The sequence below is a fragment of the Trujillonella humicola genome, from assembly GCF_046233715.1.
Classification (GTDB): domain Bacteria; phylum Actinomycetota; class Actinomycetes; order Mycobacteriales; family Geodermatophilaceae; genus Trujillonella; species Trujillonella humicola.
The window spans coordinates 55,717-76,042 of sequence record NZ_JBJNRJ010000002.1 but is presented as its reverse complement, the minus strand read 5'-3'; the positions used below and the strand labels follow the sequence as shown (position 1 = coordinate 76,042).

17 protein-coding genes and 4 tRNA genes are annotated in these 20,326 nt (G+C 73.1%); 4 read left to right on the top strand and 17 right to left on the bottom strand.

Annotated elements, in window-relative coordinates:
* Positions 1-57 precede the first annotated feature (57 nt).
* The 9 genes from nusG to ACK586_RS01640 form a co-directional block, all read right to left on the bottom strand.
* Entirely contained in the window at positions 58-936 is an 879-nt protein-coding gene (gene nusG / locus ACK586_RS01680; RefSeq protein WP_409328722.1) for a transcription termination/antitermination protein NusG, read from the bottom strand.
* A gap of 45 nt (positions 937-981) precedes the next feature.
* Entirely contained in the window at positions 982-1,542 is a 561-nt protein-coding gene (gene secE / locus ACK586_RS01675; RefSeq protein WP_409328721.1) for a preprotein translocase subunit SecE, read from the bottom strand.
* Between the two features lie 115 nt (positions 1,543-1,657).
* Positions 1,658-1,730 (bottom strand) — tRNA-Trp (locus ACK586_RS01670).
* A gap of 182 nt (positions 1,731-1,912) precedes the next feature.
* On the bottom strand, positions 1,913-2,341 hold the full coding sequence (locus ACK586_RS01665; protein ID WP_409328720.1) for a MaoC/PaaZ C-terminal domain-containing protein: 429 nt from the start codon (positions 2,339-2,341) through the stop codon (positions 1,913-1,915).
* Entirely contained in the window at positions 2,338-2,784 is a 447-nt protein-coding gene (locus tag ACK586_RS01660) for an FAS1-like dehydratase domain-containing protein (RefSeq protein ID WP_409328719.1), read from the bottom strand. The genes ACK586_RS01665 and ACK586_RS01660 overlap by 4 nt, the downstream gene beginning before the upstream one ends.
* A 39-nt stretch (positions 2,785-2,823) precedes the next feature.
* Positions 2,824-2,988 carry a 50S ribosomal protein L33 gene (gene rpmG, locus ACK586_RS01655; RefSeq protein WP_091941123.1) on the bottom strand — a complete coding sequence of 55 codons (165 nt, stop codon included), beginning with the start codon at positions 2,986-2,988 and terminating at the stop codon, positions 2,824-2,826.
* 97 nt (positions 2,989-3,085) lie between these two features.
* Positions 3,086-3,159 (bottom strand) — tRNA-Met (locus ACK586_RS01650).
* Positions 3,160-3,214: 55 nt separating this feature from the next.
* Positions 3,215-3,287: transfer RNA gene (locus ACK586_RS01645), tRNA-Thr, on the bottom strand.
* 79 nt (positions 3,288-3,366) lie between these two features.
* Positions 3,367-5,901, bottom strand: coding sequence for a putative bifunctional diguanylate cyclase/phosphodiesterase (locus ACK586_RS01640; protein WP_409328718.1), 2,535 nt, complete (start codon positions 5,899-5,901; stop codon positions 3,367-3,369).
* A 623-nt stretch (positions 5,902-6,524) separates the two neighbouring features.
* Here ACK586_RS01640 and ACK586_RS01635 point away from each other — a divergent pair.
* A complete protein-coding gene (locus tag ACK586_RS01635) occupies positions 6,525-6,962 on the top strand; it encodes a pilus assembly protein TadG-related protein (protein ID WP_409328717.1) in 438 nt (145 codons plus the stop codon).
* A 49-nt stretch (positions 6,963-7,011) separates the two neighbouring features.
* On the opposite strand, the gene ACK586_RS01630 is transcribed toward ACK586_RS01635, so the two are convergent.
* A tRNA-Tyr gene (locus ACK586_RS01630) sits at positions 7,012-7,093 on the bottom strand.
* Positions 7,094-7,184: 91 nt separating this feature from the next.
* On the opposite strand from ACK586_RS01630, the gene ACK586_RS01625 reads away from it, so the two are divergent.
* The gene (locus tag ACK586_RS01625) at positions 7,185-7,676 is read left to right on the top strand and encodes a YajQ family cyclic di-GMP-binding protein (protein WP_409328716.1); all 492 of its coding nucleotides are present in this window, start codon (positions 7,185-7,187) and stop codon (positions 7,674-7,676) included.
* 73 nt (positions 7,677-7,749) lie between these two features.
* On the opposite strand, the gene ACK586_RS01620 is transcribed toward ACK586_RS01625, so the two are convergent.
* Complete coding sequence (locus tag ACK586_RS01620) at positions 7,750-8,526, bottom strand: SGNH/GDSL hydrolase family protein (protein WP_409328715.1); 777 nt, start codon at positions 8,524-8,526, stop codon at positions 7,750-7,752.
* 39 nt (positions 8,527-8,565) lie between these two features.
* Entirely contained in the window at positions 8,566-9,540 is a 975-nt protein-coding gene (gene htpX, locus ACK586_RS01615) for a zinc metalloprotease HtpX (protein ID WP_409328714.1), read from the bottom strand.
* A 150-nt stretch (positions 9,541-9,690) separates the two neighbouring features.
* On the opposite strand from htpX, the gene ACK586_RS01610 reads away from it, so the two are divergent.
* Complete coding sequence (locus ACK586_RS01610) at positions 9,691-11,625, top strand: 2-oxoacid:acceptor oxidoreductase subunit alpha (protein WP_409328713.1); 1,935 nt, start codon at positions 9,691-9,693, stop codon at positions 11,623-11,625.
* The gene (locus ACK586_RS01605; protein WP_409328712.1) at positions 11,622-12,707 is read left to right on the top strand and encodes a 2-oxoacid:ferredoxin oxidoreductase subunit beta; all 1,086 of its coding nucleotides are present in this window, start codon (positions 11,622-11,624) and stop codon (positions 12,705-12,707) included. Before ACK586_RS01610 ends, ACK586_RS01605 begins: the two co-directional genes overlap by 4 nt.
* A 102-nt stretch (positions 12,708-12,809) precedes the next feature.
* Here ACK586_RS01605 and ACK586_RS01600 read toward each other — a convergent pair whose 3' ends face one another.
* The 5 genes from ACK586_RS01600 to nuoL all read right to left on the bottom strand — a co-directional run bounded on the left by ACK586_RS01600 (position 12,810) and on the right by nuoL (position 20,318).
* Positions 12,810-14,021, bottom strand: a complete 1,212-nt coding sequence (locus ACK586_RS01600) for a PQQ-dependent sugar dehydrogenase (RefSeq protein ID WP_409328711.1) — start codon at positions 14,019-14,021, stop codon at positions 12,810-12,812.
* Positions 14,022-14,043: 22 nt separating this feature from the next.
* Positions 14,044-15,102 carry a polyprenyl synthetase family protein gene (locus tag ACK586_RS01595; protein WP_409328710.1) on the bottom strand — a complete coding sequence of 353 codons (1,059 nt, stop codon included), beginning with the start codon at positions 15,100-15,102 and terminating at the stop codon, positions 14,044-14,046.
* Positions 15,102-16,661, bottom strand: coding sequence for an NADH-quinone oxidoreductase subunit NuoN (gene nuoN / locus ACK586_RS01590; RefSeq protein ID WP_409328709.1), 1,560 nt, complete (start codon positions 16,659-16,661; stop codon positions 15,102-15,104). Before nuoN ends, ACK586_RS01595 begins: the two co-directional genes overlap by 1 nt.
* Positions 16,661-18,331 carry an NADH-quinone oxidoreductase subunit M gene (locus tag ACK586_RS01585; RefSeq protein ID WP_409328708.1) on the bottom strand — a complete coding sequence of 557 codons (1,671 nt, stop codon included), beginning with the start codon at positions 18,329-18,331 and terminating at the stop codon, positions 16,661-16,663. The genes nuoN and ACK586_RS01585 overlap by 1 nt, the downstream gene beginning before the upstream one ends.
* Before the next feature lie 73 nt (positions 18,332-18,404).
* The gene (gene nuoL / locus ACK586_RS01580; protein WP_409328707.1) at positions 18,405-20,318 is read right to left on the bottom strand and encodes an NADH-quinone oxidoreductase subunit L; all 1,914 of its coding nucleotides are present in this window, start codon (positions 20,316-20,318) and stop codon (positions 18,405-18,407) included.
* Positions 20,319-20,326: the final 8 nt, after the last annotated feature.

Here is a 20,326-nt window from a genome sequence, read left to right as displayed (position 1 = left end):
AGGCCCCGGTGCAGGGTCCCGGCCCGAGCGGAGCGAGGGTCGGGGGGCACCGGGGTCCTAGATCTTGCTGACCTGGGTGAACGACAGCTCGACGGGCGTCTCGCGGCCGAAGATCGAGACCAGCACCTGCAGCTTCTGCTGCTCGGCGTTGATCTCGTTGATGGTGGCCGGGAGGGTCGCGAACGGTCCGTCCATCACGGTCACCGACTCGCCGATCTCGAAGTCGACCACGGTGACCGGCGCGGCGGCGGTGGTCCCGCCGGTCACGCCCGGCTCGGCGACCTTGGCGGCCTGCGGGGCGGCCGGCGGCGCGAGGAGGGTGACGACCTCGTCGATCGACAGCGGCGACGGACGGGAGGTGGCGCCGACGAAGCCGGTGACGCCGGGGGTGTTGCGGACCGCGCCCCACGACTCGTCGTTGAGGTCCATGCGGACCAGCAGGTAGCCGGGCAGCTTCTTGCGGTTGACCTGGGTCCGCTTGCCGTTCTTGATCTCGGTGACCTCCTCGGTGGGCACCTCGATCTGGAAGATGTAGTCCTCCATGTCCAGCGACTGGATGCGCGACTCGAGGTTGGTCTTCACCTTGTTCTCGTAGCCGGCGTAGGAGTGGATCACGTACCAGTCGCCGAACTGACTCTTGAGCCGGTTGCGCAGCGCCTCGACCGGGTCGGCGTCCTCCTCGGGGACCTCGGCGGCCGGGGTGACCAGCGGGTCGGAGGCGAGGGTGTCGGGGTCGCCGCTCTCGACGTCGGGCACCTCGTCGGCCACCTCGGTGGCGGTGTCCTGGTCGACGGTGTCGGTGCTGCCCTCGGCCGCGCCCGTCTCGCCGGCACCGGTCTCGAGGTCGACGCTGCCGAACTCGTCGACGCGGGCGTCGTCGAGGTCGATGGAGGGCACGGCGCTGTCGGTCTCGAAGGGCTCGCGGGGCTCGGTCACGGGGGTTGCTTCCTTTGCGTCGTCGTGTGCGGTGGGCGCCGGTGGTCAGCCGAAGACGGCGAGCACGCCCTGCGCGAAGAGGAGGTCCAGGCCGGCCACCAGCGCGACGATGAAGGTCACGAAGACGATGACGACGGTCGTGTAGGTGATCAGCTCGCGGCGGCCCGGCCAGATGACCTTGCGCAGCTCGGCGACGACCTCGCGGAGGAAGCGGCGCAGGCTGCGGCGCTGCCGGGAGTCCTGGGCGCGGGCCCGCTCGGCGGCCGCCCGCGACCGGGTGCCGGCGCCCTCGGTGGACCGGTCGGCCGGCCGGGAGGAGGTGCGCTCACGGGCCGGGCGCCGCGTCCGGGGGGCGACCGGCTGGTCGTCCTCGTCGTCCTCGTCGTCCTCGTCGTCGGAGGCGGCGGTGATCCGCCCGCCCCGGCGGCGCGCGGACCGCGGGACGACCTTGTCCTCCTCGGTCGCGGCCTCCTCGGCGATCGCGCCCTCGGCGGCCTCCAGCTCGGCGGCGTCGTCGACCCCGGGCGCCTCGCGGTCGAGCTGCTCGTCGGTCGCGTCGGAGACGGAGCGGGAGTCGTCCTCGCGTCCGCGCTTCTCGTCGCTCACTGCGCCTCGCTGCCCTCGTGGTCGGTGCCCGGGCCGCGGGACCGCGGCCGGTGTCGTGCGGTGGTGCTACCTGCTGCTGCGTGCTGATCGCCGGCCAGGTCGCCGGCGGCACGGGCAGGGGTGACAGGACTTGAACCTGCAGCCTGCGGTTTTGGAGACCGCTGCTCTGCCAATTGAGCTACACCCCTAGTGCCCGGGACGGCTGCCCTGAGCTGGGCCCGGGGGGCGCCTCGCCCCGGGCGGGCACCGAGTCCCCGAGGGGATCCGGGGCACGCCGGTGGCGGGGTCGAACACCCCAGGACGTCGAGTGTACGGGACCGGACGGAGGCCGGGCGAACGCCCCGCTGCCGGGCGCGGGTGTGCCCGCCGGTCAGGCCAGCCGGACGACGGCGCGGGCCAGCGAGAGGACCTTCTCCCCGCCGCTGGTGACGGTCAGGTCGACGCGCACCCGGCCCTCCCCGAGGACGGCGGCGACCCGGCCGCGGACGGCCACCTCCGCGCCGGCGTCGTCGTCGGGGACGACCACCGGGCGACCGAAGCGCACCTGGTACTCGACCAGCGCCCCCGGGTCGCCGGCCCAGTCGGTCACCGCGCGGCCGGCCAGCCCCATCGTGAGCATCCCGTGGGCGATGACGCCGGGCAGTCCGACCGACGTGGCCACCCGGTCGCTCCAGTGGATCGGGTTGAGGTCACCCGACGCGCCGGCGTAGCGGACCAGGTCGGCACGGGTCACCGGGTACACCCGCTCGGGGAGCTCGGTGCCGACGGCGACGTCCGCCGCCCGCACGCGCGCGGTCACGCCGTGCCCCGGGCGACCAGCAGCGAGGTCGCCGAGCAGACCGGCTCGCCGTCCTCCGTGGCGACGTCGACCCGCGTGGTCAGCAGGTCGTTCCCCGCAACGGTGCGCACCGCCTCGATGGTGGGGACGGCGACCAGGCGGTCCCCCGCGCGGATGGGCCGGTGGTGGACGAAGCGCTGCTCACCGTGCACCACCCGGCTGTAGTCCAGGGCGACGTCGGGGTCCTCGACGACCACCCCGGCAGCCGCCAGGGTCAGCGCGATCGCGAACGTGGGCGGGGCGATCACGTCGGGGTGACCGGCGGCGCGGGCGGCGTCCACGTCGGTGTGCACGGGGTCGGTGGACCCCAGGGCGGCGGCGAACTCGGCGATCTTCACCCGGCCGACCTCGTAGACGGCGGAGGGCGGGTAGCTGCGCCCGACCAGTCCTGCGTCCAGCGCCATGCTCCCCGCCCTCTCCCGGCGATCCTCGGGACTACCGCGTCAGCGGGTCTCGCGGTGGACCGTGTGCTTGCGGTCGTGCGGGCAGTACTTCTTCAGCTCGAGCCGGTCGGGGTCGTTGCGCCGGTTCTTGCGGGTGATGTAGTTCCGGTTCTTGCACTCCTGGCAGGCCAGGGTGATCTTCGGACGGACGTCGGTGGCTGCCATGGGTGCTCTCCCAGCCTTGTCGGGCGGGTCCCGCGGGACCCGGGTGCGGGCGGGACGCCCACACGACGACGGACCCCGCTGCGGGGTCCGTCATGAGTAGCGGTGACCGGATTTGAACCGGTGACACAGCGATTATGAGCCGCTTGCTCTGCCTGGCTGAGCTACACCGCCGGGAGGACCGTGCGGCCCGGTCTCCCGACCGGACCGCGGGTCACTGACTCGTACGAGCCCCTTTACGGAATCGAACCGTAGACCTTCTCCTTACCATGGAGACGCTCTGCCGACTGAGCTAAAGGGGCGGTGGCCGGAGCCGTCGAGAACTCTACCCGATGGGCTCGGGGTCCCCGCAGGGGGCCGCCACGAGTCCGGGCGATCCGCTCAGGCGCGGACGAACAGCCGCCGGTGCGTCGCGCCGGGCGCGGCCGAGCGGACGCCGGCCCGGGCCAGCAGCCAGCTCTCCAGCCGGTCGTCGGGCAGCGGCCGGCTGACCAGGAAGCCCTGCAGCTTGTCGCACCCCATGTCGGCCAGCGTGTTGCGGGTCAGCTCGTCCTCGACGCCCTCGGCCACGACGCGCAGCCCCAGGTTGTGCGCCAGCTCGATGATCGAGCGGGCGATGAACGACTCGCCCTGGCTGGTCGACATGCTCAGCACGAAGGACTTGTCGATCTTGACCTCGTCGATGGGCAGCTGGCGCAGCTGGGACAGCGAGGAGTAGCCGGTGCCGAAGTCGTCCATCGACAGCCGCAGGCCCAGCGCGTGCAGGTCGGCCAGGACGGTGCTGCTGCGCACGGAGTCGTCGACGACGCTGCCCTCGGTGAGCTCCAGCGTCAGCAGCTCCCCCGGGACGCCGTGCCGGCGCAGCGCCCGGGCGACCCGCTCGACGAGGTCCGGCTCGCCGAGGCAGCGGGCGGAGAGGTTGACCGCGACCGACAGCGCGATGTCCTGGTCCAGCCACCGCCTGCAGCGGGCCAGCGCGAGGTCCAGCACGTGGTCGGTCAGCGGGCCGATCCGGCCGATCTGCTCGGCGAGGTGGATGAACTCGTCCGGGGCGACCGCGCCGTAGCGCGGGTGGGCCCAGCGGACGAGGGTCTCCACGGACACGATGTCGGAGGTGCGGGCGTCGATGATCGGCTGGAACACGACGCTGATCTGGCCCTCGGCCATGGCGTGCTCGAGCTCGGTGCCCAGCTGCAGCCGGCGCAGGCTCTGCTGGTCGAGCACCGGGTGGTAGCTGGCCACCCCCTTGCCGGGGGCGCCGGCCAGCAGCGCGACGTCGGCCCGCTGCATGAGCGTCCCGGAGTCGGTGCCGTGCACCGGCGCCGCGGCGACGCCGATCGTCAGCGTGACCTCCAGGTCGAGCCCGGCGACGCGGGCGCGGGTGGAGGTGGCCTCGCGCAGCCGGCGGGCGGACCGCTCGGTGGCGGCCAGCGACAGGCCCGGCAGCAGGACGGCGAACTGGTCGCCCTCCATGCGCGCCAGCACGGCCTGCGGGGGCGCGTGCTCGCGCAGCAGGCCTGCGGTGACCAGCAGCAGCTCGTCGCTGGCGGCGTGCCCGAGGGTGTCGACGATCTCGGTGTGGTTGTCCAGGGAGGCCAGGATCAGCCCGGCCCGGGTGGTCGCCGGGTCCCCGGCGAGCAGCTGGTCGATCTCCGCGACCAGGCGCTGGCGGTTCGGCAGGCCGGTCAGGCGGTCGTGGTCGGCGTCGTAACGGATCTGGGTCAGCAGCTGCTGCTGCCGGATGGCCGCGTTGACGTGGGTGAGCATCGAGTCCAGGGCGGCGCGCTCGCCGTCGGCGAAGCTCACGAGGTCGCTGCGGCGGTCGCAGACCTCCAGGTAGCCCGGCTCACCGGCAGCGGTGGCGACGGGTGCGCCCAGCACCTCCCGGGCGCCGCGGCGGGCCAGCGCGGCCAGCTCGGCGTCACCGGCCCGCGCGGCGGCGAGGAGGACCGGCCCGGCGGAGCCGGGCGCCACGGCCCGCCGGCGGACGAGGTCCTCCGGGTCGCCGGGGCCGTCGTACCAGCCGACGCCGTCCTCGGCGTCCACCACGAGCCGCGGCTCCTGGTCCAGGTACGGCGGCAGCCAGAGGGCCACGCGCTCGGCGTTGAGCAGCTCGCGCACCGCCGCGACCATCTCGCGGGTGCCGTGGTCGTCGGGGCTGAGCCCCTCGACCCGCCGGGCGAAGTCGTACACCTGCTCGACGGTCCGCCGCTCGCGGGAGACCGCGGCGAAGCGGCGGAAGAGGAGCACGACCGCGGCGGCGATGGGGAGCATCAGGACCGCCGCCCACGGCGTCACCGGCACCAGGAGCATCGCCACCACGGCGACCGACACGGCGAAGGGACCCACGACGGTGATCGGCAGCAGCTGCTCCTGCCAGAACTGGCGCCCCGGGTGCCCGCCGCTGAGCCGGATCGCGGCGACCACCATCGAGGTGCCGACGACGTCGGCGGCCATGACCGCCACGATGAGCGAGACCCACGCGACCGGCTCGGTCAGCGCGGTGAACGGGAGCAGGCCGAGGACGGCGACCGCGACGGCGCCCTCGACGGTGGCGATGCCGAGGTTGTAGGCCGCCTTGGCCGGGGAGTAGGGGCGGAGGGCCAGGACGACGCCCAGCGCGAGCACCCGCGCCAGGGCGACCCACACGCCGCCGAGCTCCACGAGGGCCACCGCCAGCCCGAACTCGCTGACCGACCAGCGGTAGACGTGGCGACGGAACTCGACGTGCAGCTGGACGAACTCCGCGGCGGCGAACGCCGCGGTCGCGAGCAGGAAGGGCAGCAGCCGGAAGTCCCCGTCCGCGTGCGGGAAGACCAGTGCCGCGGTGATCAGGGCCAGGGTCGCGCCCGCACCGGCGATGCTCCACGGCCGGAGGACCCCGAGAGGCGCTGGAGCAGCCTCGGAACTGGTCACCGGCACCCGACTCGTGAGGAGGGAAGAAGCGGCGCCGAGGCTAACAGCGGATCATGCGCCCCACGTACCACTCCACCCCGAAGGGGGCAGCCGGCGAGGTGCCGGCTGCCCGCCCGGGACCAGGCGGCGCGGGGGCGGACCCCACGGGCCGCGGGTCAGCGCCCCCAGGTCGCTCCCCGGCCCCAGGTGGCTCCGCGGCCCCAGGTGGCTCCGCGACCCCAGGTGGCCCCCCGACCCCACGTCGCTCCACGACCCCACGTTGCTCCGCGCGTGTTCATGACGCCTCCTCAGGCATGAAGAACTGCTTTCTTCGATGCGGGCTGGCACCCGGGGCGCGGGGACAGAGCGTCAGTCGGTGTACGGACCGCACCCGGGACATTGCTTCCCGTCACTCGACCGGAGCAAGCACCGACGATCACGACGGCGTGACGAACCGTTATGTCGTCACGGTGTGTCACCCGAGATCGCGGTTCCGTCACCCATTCGTGTGACGAACGGGGTCTTTGGGATCTGGCGCTCTCGTCCACAGGCCGGCCCGCGAGCCGCCGGGGGTGGATCCCGGCCGTCCACATCCGTCCCCAGCGGGATCCACAGGCGGTGGACGGCGTCCTAGGCTCCGCGGCGTGCAGCAGACTGGAGGGTCGGCGTCCGAGCGCGGGTCGTCGCTGCCGCTCGTGCTCGTCTGCTGGCTGGTCGCCGCCCTCATGGCGCTGGGCGCGGTCGCGGCCTCGGACGCCTTCCTCGAGCAGCAGTCCGTGCAGTCCGTCTGCGACGCCGCGGCCCTGGCCGCGGCCAACCGGGCCGACGAGGCGGCCGTCTACTCGGCCGGCGTCGGGGACGGCACCCTGCCGTTGACGCGTGCCGGTGCGCAGGCCGCCGTCGCGGACTCGCTGGCTGCCGGCGGGCACAAGCTGGACTCCTGGTCGGCGGAGACCGACGGCGCCGAGGTCACGGTGCGGTGCACGCGGCAGGTGGAGATCGCCTTCGGCTGGCTGTTCCTCGGCGGGCGGCCGCTGGAGCGCACCGCCGTCGCCGGGGCCCGGGCACCGACGGTTCCCTGAGACGCCGAACGGCCCCCGACCAGGAGGTCGGGGGCCGTTCACGTACCGGTGGCGGGTGAAGGATTCGAACCTTCGTAGGCTAAGCCGACGGATTTACAGTCCGCTCCCATTGGCCACTCGGGCAACCCGCCGTGGTGGTACCGGGAAGAGACTACAAGACGGGCCGGACCCGTCCGCCGGGTCCTCCCGGCGGGTCACCGGCCGCAGGAGGGAGGAGGGGACGTGGCCGACTCGTCCTTCGACGTCGTCAGCAAGGTCGACCGCCAGGAGGTCGACAACGCGCTCAACCAGGCGGGCAAGGAGCTGTCCCAGAGGTTCGACTTCCGGGGTACCAACGCTTCCATCGCCTGGGCCGGCGAGGAGGGGGTGACCCTGACCGCCGACACCGAGGAGCGAGTGAGCGCCGCCCTGGAGGTGTTCAAGGAGAAGCTGATCAAGCGGAACATCTCGCTGAAGTCCCTGGACGCCGACGAGCCGCAGTCCTCCGGGAAGCAGTACAGGATCTCCGCCCGGATCAAGCAGGGGATCGAGTCCGACGTCGCCAAGAAGATCGCCAAGCTGATCCGCGACGAGGGCCCCAAGGGCGTTCAGGCGCAGATCCAGGGGGACCAGCTGCGGGTCAGCGGCAAGAAGCGCGACGACCTGCAGGCCGTGCAGCAGCTGCTGCGCGGCGCCGACCTCGACGTCGCCCTGCAGTTCGACAACTACCGCTGAGCGGTCCCGCTCCGGCCCCGCGCCCCGTCCCGGGGCCGGGGCGGGCAGCCGCCTGCCCGGCCGGCGGCGCGCCTCAGGACAGCGGCGCGGCGCCGGCCGGGACCGGCGCGACCGGGACCCAGGAGAGGTGCTTGCCGGTGCGCAGGTCCCCGGAGGACCGGCCGCGCAGGTGCCGGCCCATCCACGGGAGCACGTGCTCCCGGTAGTAGCGGGCCTCGGCCAGCGCCCGGCGCGGCGCCTCGGGCGCGGGATCGACCGCCGCGGCGGCGACGTCGTGACCGAGCGCGGCCAGCACCAACGAGGCGACCCGCCGGTGCCCGGCCGGCCCGAGGTGCAACCGGTCGGCCGCCCAGTAGGCGCCTCGGCGCAGCTCGGCGTCGGCGAAGGCGTCGACGAACGTCACCCCGTGCCGCGCCGCCAGTTCGGCCAGTCCACCGGTGAGGAGCGCGGCCCGGCGGCGCAGGGTCCGCCCGAACGGCAGCCGGGCCGAGGGGGCCGCCCCGCTCACCAGCACCGGCCGGACGCCCGCCGCGACCACGAGCCGGACCGCCCGCTCGGTGAGCTCGAGCAACCGGTCCGGGGCCACCCCCGGCCGCATGACGTCGTTCCCGCCGCCGTTGAACGTCAGCAGCGTCGGCGGCGGGTCGAGGGCGAGCGCCGCGGGCACCTGCTCGGTCGCGATCGGCTCCAGCAGCCGGCCGCGCACGGCGAGGTTCGCGTACTCGACGGCCTCCCCGCCGGCCGCGGCCAGCCCGCCGGCGACGAGGTCGGCCCAGCCACGGACGGCGCCGCCGGGCAGCTCGTCGCCCACTCCCTCGGTGAAGCTGTCCCCCACCGCCACGTAGCGCATCGCGCCCTCCCGTCGTCGCGGAAGAGCGTAGGCAGGCCGTTACAGCTGGCCGCGCTCCCGGGCCATCTGCTCGAGCCGCGCGATCCGCTGCGGCATCGGCGGGTGGGTGGAGAACATCGACGCCAGCCCCTGCCCCCGGAACGGGTTGGCGATCATCAGGTGGCTCTGGGTCACCAGCCGGTCGTCCTGCGGCAGCGGACGCGCCCCGGCGCCGCGCTCGATCTTGCGCAGGGCGGACGCCAGCGCGAGCGGGTCCTGGGAGAGCTCGGCCCCGGTGGCGTCGGCCTGGTACTCCCGGCTGCGGCTGACCGCCATCTGCACCAGCCCGGCCGCCACCGGCCCCAGGACGATGAGCAGCAGGGACCCGAGGGCGTTGCCGCCACCCCGGTCGTCGCCTGCGCGGCCGCCGAACAGCGAGGCGAACATCGCCATGTGCGCCATGTAGGTGATCACCGTGGCCATGGCGCCGGCGACGCTGCTGATCAGGATGTCGCGGTTGTAGACGTGCGACAGCTCGTGCGCGAGCACCCCTCGCAGCTCCCGGCGGTCGAGGAGCTCGAGGATCCCCTGGGTGCAGCAGACGGCGGCGTTGCGCGGGTTGCGGCCGGTCGCGAAGGCGTTCGGCTGGTCGGTCGGGCTCACGTAGAGGCGCGGCATCGGCTGCCGCGCCTCGGTGGCCAGGTCCCGGACGATCGCGTAGAGCTGCGGGGCCTGCGTCTCGGTCACCGGGAAGGCGCGCATGGCGCGCAGCGCGAGCTTGTCGGAGTTGAAGTAGGCGAACCCGTTCACGGCGAGAGCGACCACGAGGGCGATGGCCAGGCCGCCCCGGCCGCCGAGCAGCGCGCCGGCGACCAGGATGAGCCCGCCCATGAGGCCCAGGAGCAGGGCCGTCTTCAGCGCGTTGTTCCAGCGGTGCACGTCCGGCTCAACGCGGGCCTCGCGGGAGCCGTTCCCCGGAGGCCGGCGCGGCCGGGTGTCGGAGCCGCCGCGCAGCGCGCCCACCCGGAGGGGCATCTCTGCGCATAGAATACGGAGAGGTACTCCCGCAGTCTCGATCCACGTGACAGGATCTCGCCATGCGTGACGACGAGGCGGGAAGTGTGCGATTCCACACTTCTTTCTCTTCACACCCACGTAACCTCGCCCGGTGGAGGTAGACCACTCATGACTGCAACCGACCCGGCTGTCACTGCAGGCAGCTCCGCCCCCGGCGGCCTCGTGAAGAGCGTCGTCGAACTCGACCGCGTGGTGATCCGGCTCGCCGGTGACTCCGGTGACGGCATGCAGCTGACCGGGAACCGCTTCACCAGCGAGACCGCGTCCTTCGGCAACGACCTGTCGACGCTGCCCAACTTCCCCGCCGAGATCCGGGCGCCCACGGGCACCCTGCCCGGGGTCAGCTCGTTCCAGCTGCACTTCGCCGACCACGACATCATGACGCCGGGCGACGCTCCCGACGTCCTCGTGGCGATGAACCCGGCGGCCCTCAAGGCCAACCTCGCCGACCTCCCCGGGGGCGGGCTGCTCATCCTGGACTCCGACGAGTTCACCTCGCGCAACCTCGCGAAGGTCGGCTACGCGACCAACCCGATCGAGGACGGCTCGCTGGAGGGGTGGCAGACCGTCAGCGTCCCCCTGACCAGCATGACGCTGGACGCGCTCGCCGACTCCGGCCTCGGCAAGAAGGAGGCCGAGCGGAGCAAGAACATGTTCACCCTCGGCCTGCTGTCGTGGATGTACCACCGGCCGACCGAGGGCACCGTCCGCTTCCTCGAGCGCCAGTTCCGCCGCAAGCCCGAGATCGCCGCGGCCAACATCGCCGCCTTCCGGGCCGGCTACAACTACGGCGAGACCACCGAGGCGTTCGCGGTCTCCTACGAGATCAAGCCCGCTCCGATGGCGCCGGGCAAGTACCGCAACATCTCCGGCAACCAGGCGCTGTCGCTGGGGCTCGTGGCCGCCGGTCAGCGCTCGGGCCTGCCGGTGTTCCTCGGCGCCTACCCGATCACGCCGGCGTCGGACATCCTCCACGAGCTGTCCAAGCACAAGGCCTTCGGCGTCCGCACCTTCCAGGCCGAGGACGAGATCGCCGGCGTCTCCTCGGCCATCGGCGCGTCCTTCGGTGGCGCCCTCGGGGTGACGACGACGTCCGGCCCCGGCGTCTCGCTGAAGTCCGAGGCCATCGGCCTGGCGGTGATGATCGAGCTGCCGCTGGTCGTCGTCGACGTCCAGCGCGGCGGCCCGTCGACGGGCCTGCCGACCAAGACCGAGCAGTCCGACCTGCTGCAGTCGATGTTCGGCCGCAACGGCGAGGCCCCGCTGCCGGTGATCGCACCGCGCTCCCCCGGCGACTGCTTCGACGCAGCCCTCGAGGCCGCGCGGATCGCCCTGGCCTACCGCACGCCGGTGATCCTGCTGTCCGACGGCTACCTGGCCAACGGGGCCGAGCCCTGGGCCGTGCCGAACAGCGCCGACCTGCCGGACTTGACCGGCGCGGTGGGCTTCGCGACCGAGCCCAACGGCGAGGACGGCGAGTTCCTCCCCTACCAGCGCGACCCCGAGACCCTGGCGCGGCCGTGGGCGATCCCGGGGACGGCGGGGATGCAGCACCGCGTGGGCGGCCTGGAGAAGGCCGACCGCACGGGCAACATCTCCTACGACCCGGCCAACCACGACTTCATGACCCGCACCCGGCAGGCGAAGATCGACGGCATCGCCGCGACGATCCCGCCCACCGACGTCGACGACCCCGACGGCGACGCCCACGTGGCGGTCATCGGCTGGGGCTCGACCTACGGGCCCATCGGTGCCGCCTGCCGGCGGGTGCGCCGCTCCGGGCGCAAGGTCGCGCAGATCCACCTGCGGCACCTCAACCCGTTCCCGGCGGACCTGGGCGAGGTGCTGGCCCGCTACGACCGCGTCGTCTGCCCGGAGATGAACCTCGGGCAGCTCGCGCTGCTGCTGCGCGCCAAGTACCTCGTCGACGTCCAGAGCCACACGCAGGTGCGCGGGCTGCCCTTCCGGGCCGCCGAGCTCGCCGCCGTCGTGCAGGACGTCATCGACTCCACCGCTCCGTCCGCTCTCGGAGGCACCCAGTGAGCACCATCGACCTCGGCATGCCCCTCGAGGGGCCCATCGCCGACGCCATCTCCTCCTCGGTGGCCACCAACGGGGAGAAGCAGACCGCGCTCAAGGCCAAGGACTTCAAGACCGACCAGGAGGTCCGCTGGTGCCCCGGGTGCGGTGACTACGTCATCCTCAACGCGGTCCAGAGCTTCCTGCCCTCGCTGGGCATCGCGCGCGAGGACATGGTCATCGTGTCCGGCATCGGCTGCTCCTCCCGCTTCCCGTACTACATGAACACCTACGGGATGCACTCGATCCACGGCCGTGCTCCGGCGATCGCGACGGGGCTGTCCGCCTCCCGGCCCGACCTGTCGGTCTGGGTCGTCACCGGGGACGGCGACTCGCTGTCCATCGGCGGCAACCACCTGATCCACGCGCTGCGCCGCAACGTCAACATCAAGATCCTGCTGTTCAACAACCGGATCTACGGGCTGACCAAGGGCCAGTACTCGCCGACCTCCGAGGTCGGCAAGGTCACCAAGTCCACCCCGATGGGGTCGCTGGACCACCCGTTCAACCCGATCTCGCTGGCGATCGGCGCCGAGGCGACGTTCGTCGGCCGGGCCATGGACTCCGACCGCAAGGGCCTCACCGACGTGCTCCGCCAGGCCGCCGAGCACCAGGGCACCGCGCTGGTGGAGATCTACCAGAACTGCAACATCTTCAACGACGGCGCCTTCGACCTGCTCAAGGACCCGGCGACCGGCGTGCAGTGGTCGATCCCGCTGGTGCACGGCCAGCCGCTGGTCTTCGGACCCGAGGGGGCCTCCTGCGTCGTCCGCGACGAGTTCGGCGGCCTGCGGATCGCCGAGACCAACCAGGTCCGCGCGGAGGAGATCGTCGTCCACGACGCGCACCGGGCCGACCCCGCCTACGCGTTCGCGCTGTCCCGGCTGTCCAGCCAGGACCTGCGCTACACGCCCATGGGCGTCTTCCGGGCGGTGCAGAAGCCGACCTACGACCGGATGATGAGCGACCAGCTCGACGCCGCCGAGGGCTCCGCCGACCTCGACGCCATCCTGTCCGGTGCCGACACCTGGACCGTCGAGGGCTAGGAAGGACCCTTCCCCCCACCGCTCGCACGCTCGCGGCGGGGCCCTGCAGGAGGGCCGCCGCAGGGCCCGTCTCCGCACCGGGAGGCGGGCCCTGCGGCGTCGCTAGGCCGGGGTGACGCGCAGCAGCCGGTCCTCGCCGCCGCCGTTGTCGGTGGTGACGTAGAGCGCGCCGTCGCTGCCCAGCTGCGGCGACCGGAGGCGGCCGAAGTCGTCCTCCAGCTCGGGGATGCGGAACTGCTCGAGCAGGGCGCCGTCCCCGTCCAGGCGCAGGGCGAGCAGGCCGGTGTCCTTCTGCACGCCGACGACGAGCAGTCCGTCGTAGGACCCCCACGCCGCCCCGGACAGGAACGTGCCGCCCGAGGTCGCGATGGTGGGGCTGCCCGAGCTCCAGACCGCCGCCACGGCCCCGGGGATGTCCGGGTCGGTCATGGGGACGCTCTCGTCGTAGTCGCCCCTGCCGACGGGGTCCCAGCCGTAGTTGCCGCCCGGGCGCAGGAGGTTGACCTCGTCGTCGCGGTCCGGGCCGTGCTCCACGGCGTAGACCTGCCCCGACCCCGACCGGACGGCGAGGCCCTGCACGTTGCGGTGCCCGTACGTCCAGATCCGGTCGTCCGCACCGTCCCCGTCCCCCGCGAACGGGTTGCCCGGCAGCGCCCGCCCCGTCGCCGCGTCGACCCGCAGCACCTTGCCGGCGAGGGACCCCAGGTCCTGCGGGTGGGTGCCCACGGCGTTGTCACCGGTGCCGATGAGCAGCGCGCCCTCGGGGTCGAAGCGGAGCCGGCAACCGCCGTGCCGGCCGGAGTCCTCGTTCGCGGGGATGTCGCCGACCAGCGGGTCGGCTGCGCGGGTGGCGGCGGTCCAGGCGGGGTCGACGGTCCACGCGATCACCTGGATCTCCGCGCCGCCGTCCTCCTCGACCCCCTGGCAGGTGTACAGCCGCCGGTTGTCCTCGAACGCCGGGTCGAGCACCAGGCCCATGAGCCCGGTCTCCCCCCGGGCGTACAGGTCGCCGAAGCCGGCCTCGACCTCGACCACCTCGCCGTCGGGGCGCACCGCGGTGAGACCGCCGGCGCGCTCGTCGACGACGAGCGTGCCGTCGGGGGCCTGCGCGACGTCCCAGGGGTGGTCCAGGCCGTCCAGGACGATCTCGACCTGCAGCGCGGGGGCGCCCGCGGACCCCGTCGGGGCGGGACCGGGGACGTCCTGCGTGGCGGACTCGCCCTGCCGGCCGGGCCGGTCGTCGCCGCCGCAGGCGGCGGACAGCAGGAGCAGGGCCGAGAGGACGGCGAGGGTGCGGGGTCCGCGAGGTGTCACCCTGTCCAGCATCCCCGGATCGTCAGCCGGTGCGGGTGACGACGTAGTCGCACAACGCCGACAGCGCCTCGCGCACCTCGTCCACGGGCACCTCGACGAGGCGGGCCCGGGCACGGTCGGCGTACTCGGCCAGGACCCCGGTCGCACGCTCGAGCGAGGCCGAGGACCGCAGCAGGGCCAGGGCCTCGGCGTGCTCGGCGTCGTCGGTGATCGGCGCGGCCACCAGCTCGCGCAGCCGCGCCTCGGCGGGGTCGTCGCCGGCGAGCGCGAACAGCACCGGGAGCGTCGCGATGCCCTCGCGGAGATCGGTGCCGGGCGACTTCCCCGATGCCCCCTCCTCGCTGACGATGTCGATGAGGTCGTCGGAGAGCTGGAACGCGACGCCCACCTCCTCGCCGAAGGCCGTGAGCGCCTCCACCAGGCGGGCCTCGACGCCGGCGAACGAGGCGCCGAACCGGGCCGCGGTGGCCACCAGCGAGCCGGTCTTGTCGGCGAGCACCTCCAGGTAGTGCCCGACCGGGTCGTCGCCGGGGGCCGGGCCGACCGTCTCCCGGATCTGGCCGGTGACCAGCCGCTCGAAGGTGCGCGCCTGGACGCGGACCGCCTCGGGCCCGAGGTCGGCCAGCAGGTCGGAGGCGCGGGCGAAGAGGAAGTCCCCGGTGAGGATGGCGACGCTGTTGGTCCAGCGGGCGTTGGCGCTCGGGGCACCCCGCCGCACGGCGGCCTCGTCCATCACGTCGTCGTGGTACAGCGTCGCCAGGTGGGTCAGCTCGCAGACGACCGCCGACTCGGTGACCCCGGGCGCGGACGGGTCCCCGAGCTGAGCGGCCAGCAGCGCCAGCATCGGCCGGAAGCGCTTGCCGCCGGCGGCCATGAGGTGGGCGGCCGCCTCCCGCACGAACGGGTGCGGGCTGTCGACCGACGACGTCAGCGCCGACTCGACCCGCGCCAGGCCCTCGGCGAGGGCCTCCCCCAGAGCCCCCTCGGGCAGCCAGGCGCCCATCGTCGAGGCCGGGGCGGACGCGCGGTGCCACGCCTGGACGGGCGCGGTGGCGTCGACAGCGGCGCGGGCTCCGGTCATCAACCGACGAATCTAGCCGCCTGGCCTGCGAGGTCGAGCACCGCCCCGGGCACGATCCCCAGGACGAGCGTGGCGGCGGCGGTGACCGCCAGCACGACCGTGGTGGGCAGACCCGGCACCCCGACCGTGGGCCCCTCCGCGGCGGGCTCGGAGAAGTACATGAGCACGACCACCCGCAGGTAGAAGAAGGCCGCGACCGCGCTGGTCAGCAGCGCGACGACGACCAGCGGCCAGGCGCCGCCGTCGATGGCCGCCCGGAAGACGGCGAACTTGCCGGTGAAGCCGCTGGTGAGCGGGATGCCGGCGAGCGCCAGCAGGAACAGCGTCATCACGGCCGCGACCAGGGGCGAGCGCTGGGCCAGCCCGGCCCAGGACGAGAGGTGGGTGGCCTCGCCGTCGCCGTCCCGCACCATCGTGAGGACGGCGAACGTGCCGAGCGTCGTGAGCCCGTAGACCAGCAGGTAGAACATCGTCGCCGACAGGCCCGGGCTGTCGCCGGCCGCGTCGAAGCCGATGACGCCGGTGAGCAGGAAGCCCGCGTGCGCGATCGAGGAGTAGGCCAGCATCCGCTTGAGGTCGGTCTGGGTGAGCCCCAGGACGGCCCCGACGACCATCGAGACGATCGCGATGCCGTAGACCAGCGGCCGCCAGGTCCACTCGTCGGTGCCGAAGCCGACGTAGAGCAGCCGCAGGATGGCGCCGAACGCGGCGACCTTGGTGCAGGCGGCCATGAAGGCGGTCACCGGGGTGGGGGCACCCTGGTAGACGTCCGGGGTCCAGGTGTGGAAGGGCGCGACGCTGGCCTTGAACATCAGGCCGACCAGCAGGAGGGCCAGGCCCAGGACGAGCAGGACGCCGTCGCCCTCGGTGGCGACGGTCTCCGAGATCGTGGACAGCCGGACGCTGCCGGTGGCGCCGTAGACCAGCGCGAGGCCGTAGAGGAAGAAGGCCGAGGCGAAGGCGCCCAGCAGGAAGTACTTCACCGCGGCCTCCTGCGACAGCAGGCGCCGCCGACGGGCCAGGCCGCAGATCAGGTAGAGCGGGAAGCTGAGGACCTCCAGCGCGATGAACATGACCAGCAGGTCGTTGGCCGCGACGAACAGCATCATGCCGCCGATGGCGAACGTGGCCAGCGGGTACACCTCGGTCTGCACCCGGTGCGCGGTCAGCAGCTCCCGGTCGCGCGGGCTGCCGGCCGGGACGGCGGCCGCCGCGACGAACGACGACCTCGCCGGGTCGAGCGAGCGCTCGGCGAAGAGCAGCACCGACAGGGCGCCGAGTCCGGCGATCGTGGCCTGCAGGAAGACGCCGGCCCCGTCGACGGCCAGCGCGCCGACGGCGGTCACCTCCGCCCCGTCGCCGGACAGGTCGCGCGTGGCGGCGAGCAGGATCGCGCTGACCAGCCCGCCCAGCGTGCCGACGAGGGCCACCGCCACCTGGGCCGGGTGCCGCGAGTCCCTCGGGGCGAAGGACTCGACGAGGACACCGACGCAGGCCGCGCCGAACACGAACAGCAGCGGCGCGAGGGCCGCCCAGGAGAGGTCCGGTGCCTCGATCATCAGTTCCCCGCCTCCGTCTCGGCACCGCTGCTGTCCACCTGGGGGACGACCCCGGCGGCGTCCCCGCCGACGTCGGAGATCGTCGCCGCGACGGCGGGCTCGATGAGGTCGATGAGCGGCTGCGGGTAGACGCCCAGGACGATGATCAGCGCGACCATCGGCGCGGCCACCGCGATCTCGCGCCGGCTCAGGTCGGGGAACCGGCGGGCCGCGGGCGGTGCCGCGGTGGCGGTGGCGGTCGCGCTGCTCCCCGCCGTCGTGGCCCCGTCCCCGGCCGGCACGGTGGCGGCCGGCCCGGCTGCGCCGTGGTCGGCCAGGCCGCGACCGTCCAACAGCCCGCGGGGCGGGCCGTGCATGGTGCGCTGGTACATCAGCAGCACGTACAGCGCGGCCAGGATGATGCCGACCGTCGCGAGGACGGTGAACACCGGCCGGCTCGGGAACGAGCCGATGAGCACGAGGAACTCGCTGACGAAGCTGTTCGTGCCCGGCAGCGCCAGCGAGGCGAGCCCGGCGACGAGGAAGACCCCGGCCAGCACCGGTGCGTGCGCGGCGACCCCGCCGTAGTCGGCGATCCGGCGCGAGCCGCCGCGCGCGATGAGCATGCCCACCACCAGGAACAGCAGCCCGGTCGCGATGCCGTGGTTGACCATGTAGAGCACCGCGCCGGTGCCGGCCTCGGTGGTGAACGCGAAGACGCCCAGCGCGATGAAGCCGAAGTGGGCGATCGACGTGTAGGACACCAGCCGCTTCATGTCGGTCTGCCCCATCGCCAGCAGCGCCGCGTACAGCACCCCGGCGACGGCCAGGACGAGCACGTAGGGGGCGAAGTCGCGGGAGGCGTCGGGGAACAGCGGCAGGCAGTAGCGGATGAAACCGAACGTGCCGACCTTGTCCAGGACGCCGACCAGCAGCACGGACCCGCCGATCGGCGCCTCGGCACCGGCGTCGGGCAACCAGGTGTGCAGCGGCACCAGCGGCGCCTTGATCGCGAAGGCGACGAAGAAGCCGAGGAACAGCAGCCGCTGCACGTCGGGGTCGATGTCGATGGCGTTGAGCACCTCGAAGGCGAAGCTGCCCTCGCCCTGCTGCGCGCTGACGACGTACAGGCCGATGACGGCGGCCAGCATGACCAGTCCGCCGACGAGGCTGTAGAGGAAGAACTTGACCGCCGCGTACTGCCGTCGCGGCCCGCCGAAGCTGCCGATCAGGAAGTACATGGGGACGAGCATCGCCTCGAAGAAGACGTAGAAGAGGAAGACGTCGGTCGCGGCGAAGACGCCGACCATCATCGCCTCGAGCAGCAGGATCCAGGCGAAGAAGGTGGTCATCGAGCGGTTGCCGACCGGCTCGTCGGCCCACGAGGCGCCGATGACGACCGGCACCAGCACGCCGATCAGCAGCAGCATCACCAGCGCGATGCCGTCGACCCCGAGGGCGAAGGAGACGCCGAAGTCCTCGATCCAGGTGACCGAGGTGGTCAGCTGGAAGCGGTCGCCGCCGGTGTCGAACGCGGCCGTGGCGAGCACGGCGAGCAGCAGCACCACGAGGCTGATGCCGAGGGAGATCTGCTTGGCCAGCAGCTCGCGGCCCCGGGGCAGGGCCGCGACGACCGCGGCACCGACGGCGGGCACCAGGATCATCAGCAGCAGGAACGGGAAGGAGTTCACTGGTCGGCTCCGCAAGCTCCGTCTCGGTCACTCACCGTCGGGGTCCCTCCGTCGATCCGCAGCGTGCTCCCGCTCATCCCGCCGTCACCGCCAGCAGGGCTCCCACGACGAGCACCGCGCCGCCGAGCATCCCCAGCGCGTAGGTGCGCACGAAGCCGGTCTGGGCCCGGCCCAGCCGCGCCGACGACCCGCCCAGGGCCGCGGCCATGCCGTTCACCGCGCCGTCCACCCCGCGGTTGTCCACCCACACCAGCGCCCGCGTCAGCCACTGGCCGGGACGCATGAACAGCGCCTCGTTGACCGCGTCGGCGTACAGCGCCCGGCGCGCGGCCCGGGTGACCACCGAGACCCGCTCCGGCGCCACCACCGGCACCTCCCGCCGGCCGACGAACAGCCAGGCGGCGAGGACGCCGAGCGCCATCACCGCGGTCACCACGACGCCCACGACGGCCGGCGCCACCACGTGCTCGGCCTCCTCCGGCTCGCCGAAGACCGGCGTCAGCCACTCCTGCAGCGGGAAGGCCTGCACCAGCAGGAAGCCGGCCGCGACCGAGCCGACCGCCAGCACGATCATCGGCACCGTCATGACCGACGGCGACTCGTGCGGGTGGGGCGCCGGCCGACCCGGCGCCGAGGGCGCCCAGCGCGGCTGGCCGAAGAAGGTCATGAACATGAGCCGGGTCATGTAGAAGGCCGTCAGGCCCGCACCGAGGACCGCGACGCCGCCGAGCACCCAGCCCGAGACGCCGCCCCGGTCCAGCGCCGCCTCGATGATCGCGTCCTTGGTCCAGTAGCCGGACAGGAACGGGAAGCCGATCAGCGCCAGGTAGCCCAGCCCGAAGGTGACGAAGGTGACCGGGAGCCTCCGGGCCAGCCCGCCGAAGCGGCGCATGTCGACCTGGTCGTCCATGGCGTGCATGACCGAGCCGGCACCGAGGAAGAGGCCGGCCTTGAAGAAGCCGTGGGTCAGCAGGTGGGCCAGCGCGGCGACGTACCCGGCCGGACCGAGCCCGACGGCCAGGAACATGTAGCCGATCTGGCTGACCGTCGAGTAGGCCAGCACCTTCTTGATGTCGTCGTAGGCGCAGCCGGCGATCGCGCCGATCAGCAGCGTCACCGCGCCGACGACGAGGACCACGGTGCGCGCGGTCTCGGTCAGGTCGAAGATCGGCGCGGACCGGGCGATCAGGTAGACCCCGGCGGTCACCATCGTGGCCGCGTGGATCAGCGCCGAGACCGGGGTCGGGCCCTCCATCGCGTCGGGCAGCCACGCCTGCAGCGGGAACTGGCCGGACTTGCCGCAGGCCCCGAGCAGCAGGAGCAGGCCGATCGCGGTCACCGTGCCGCCGGCGAGCAGCCCCACCGAGCCGAACACGCCCTCGTAGGACACCGTGCCCAGCTGCGTGAACATGATGAAGATCGCCAGGGCCAGGCCGACGTCGCCGACCCGGTTCATGATGAAGGCCTTCTTCGCGGCGGTCGCCGCGGCCGGGCGCTCGTGCCAGAAGGCGATGAGCAGGTAGGACGCCAGGCCCACGCCCTCCCAGCCGACGTACAGGGCGACGAAGTTGTCGCCGAGCACCAGCAGCAGCATGGCCGCGACGAACAGGTTGAGGTAGGCGAAGAACCGGCGGCGGCGCGGGTCGTGCGCCATGTAGCCGATCGAGTAGACGTGGATCAGCGCGCCGACGCCGGTGATCAGCAGGGCGAACATGATCGACAGCTGGTCGACCAGCAGCCCGGCGGAGACGTCGAGCGAGCCGGTGTCGACGAAGGTGAACAGGTCGACGGCGATCCGGCGCTCGTCGAGCTGGACGGCGCAGGCGAGCGCGATCACGAAGGCCGCGGCCACCGTCCCGGTGCCCAGCAGGTGACCCCAGCGGTCGGTGCGCCGACCCCCCAGCAGCAGCACGGCCGCGCCGGCGAGCGGCAGGGCGATCATCAGCCAGGAGGCGGAGAGCAGCCCGTCAGCGGGCACTGTTTCCATCGACCGGT

Coding starts and splice junctions, on each gene's coding strand:
- ACK586_RS01660 (WP_409328719.1), bottom strand. CDS start 2,784: ATGGCGCTGGACGCAGGACTGGTCGGGCGCAGCTACCCGCCCTCCGCC.
- rpmG (WP_091941123.1), bottom strand. CDS start 2,988: ATGGCAGCCACCGACGTCCGTCCGAAGATCACCCTGGCCTGCCAGGAG.
- ACK586_RS01620 (WP_409328715.1), bottom strand. CDS start 8,526: ATGCGCTACGTGGCGGTGGGGGACAGCTTCACCGAGGGAGTGGGCGAC.
- htpX (WP_409328714.1), bottom strand. CDS start 9,540: ATGCCCCTCCGGGTGGGCGCGCTGCGCGGCGGCTCCGACACCCGGCCG.
- ACK586_RS01610 (WP_409328713.1), top strand. CDS start 9,691: ATGACTGCAACCGACCCGGCTGTCACTGCAGGCAGCTCCGCCCCCGGC.
- ACK586_RS01595 (WP_409328710.1), bottom strand. CDS start 15,102: ATGACCGGAGCCCGCGCCGCTGTCGACGCCACCGCGCCCGTCCAGGCG.
- nuoN (WP_409328709.1), bottom strand. CDS start 16,661: ATGATCGAGGCACCGGACCTCTCCTGGGCGGCCCTCGCGCCGCTGCTG.
- nuoL (WP_409328707.1), bottom strand. CDS start 20,318: ATGGAAACAGTGCCCGCTGACGGGCTGCTCTCCGCCTCCTGGCTGATG.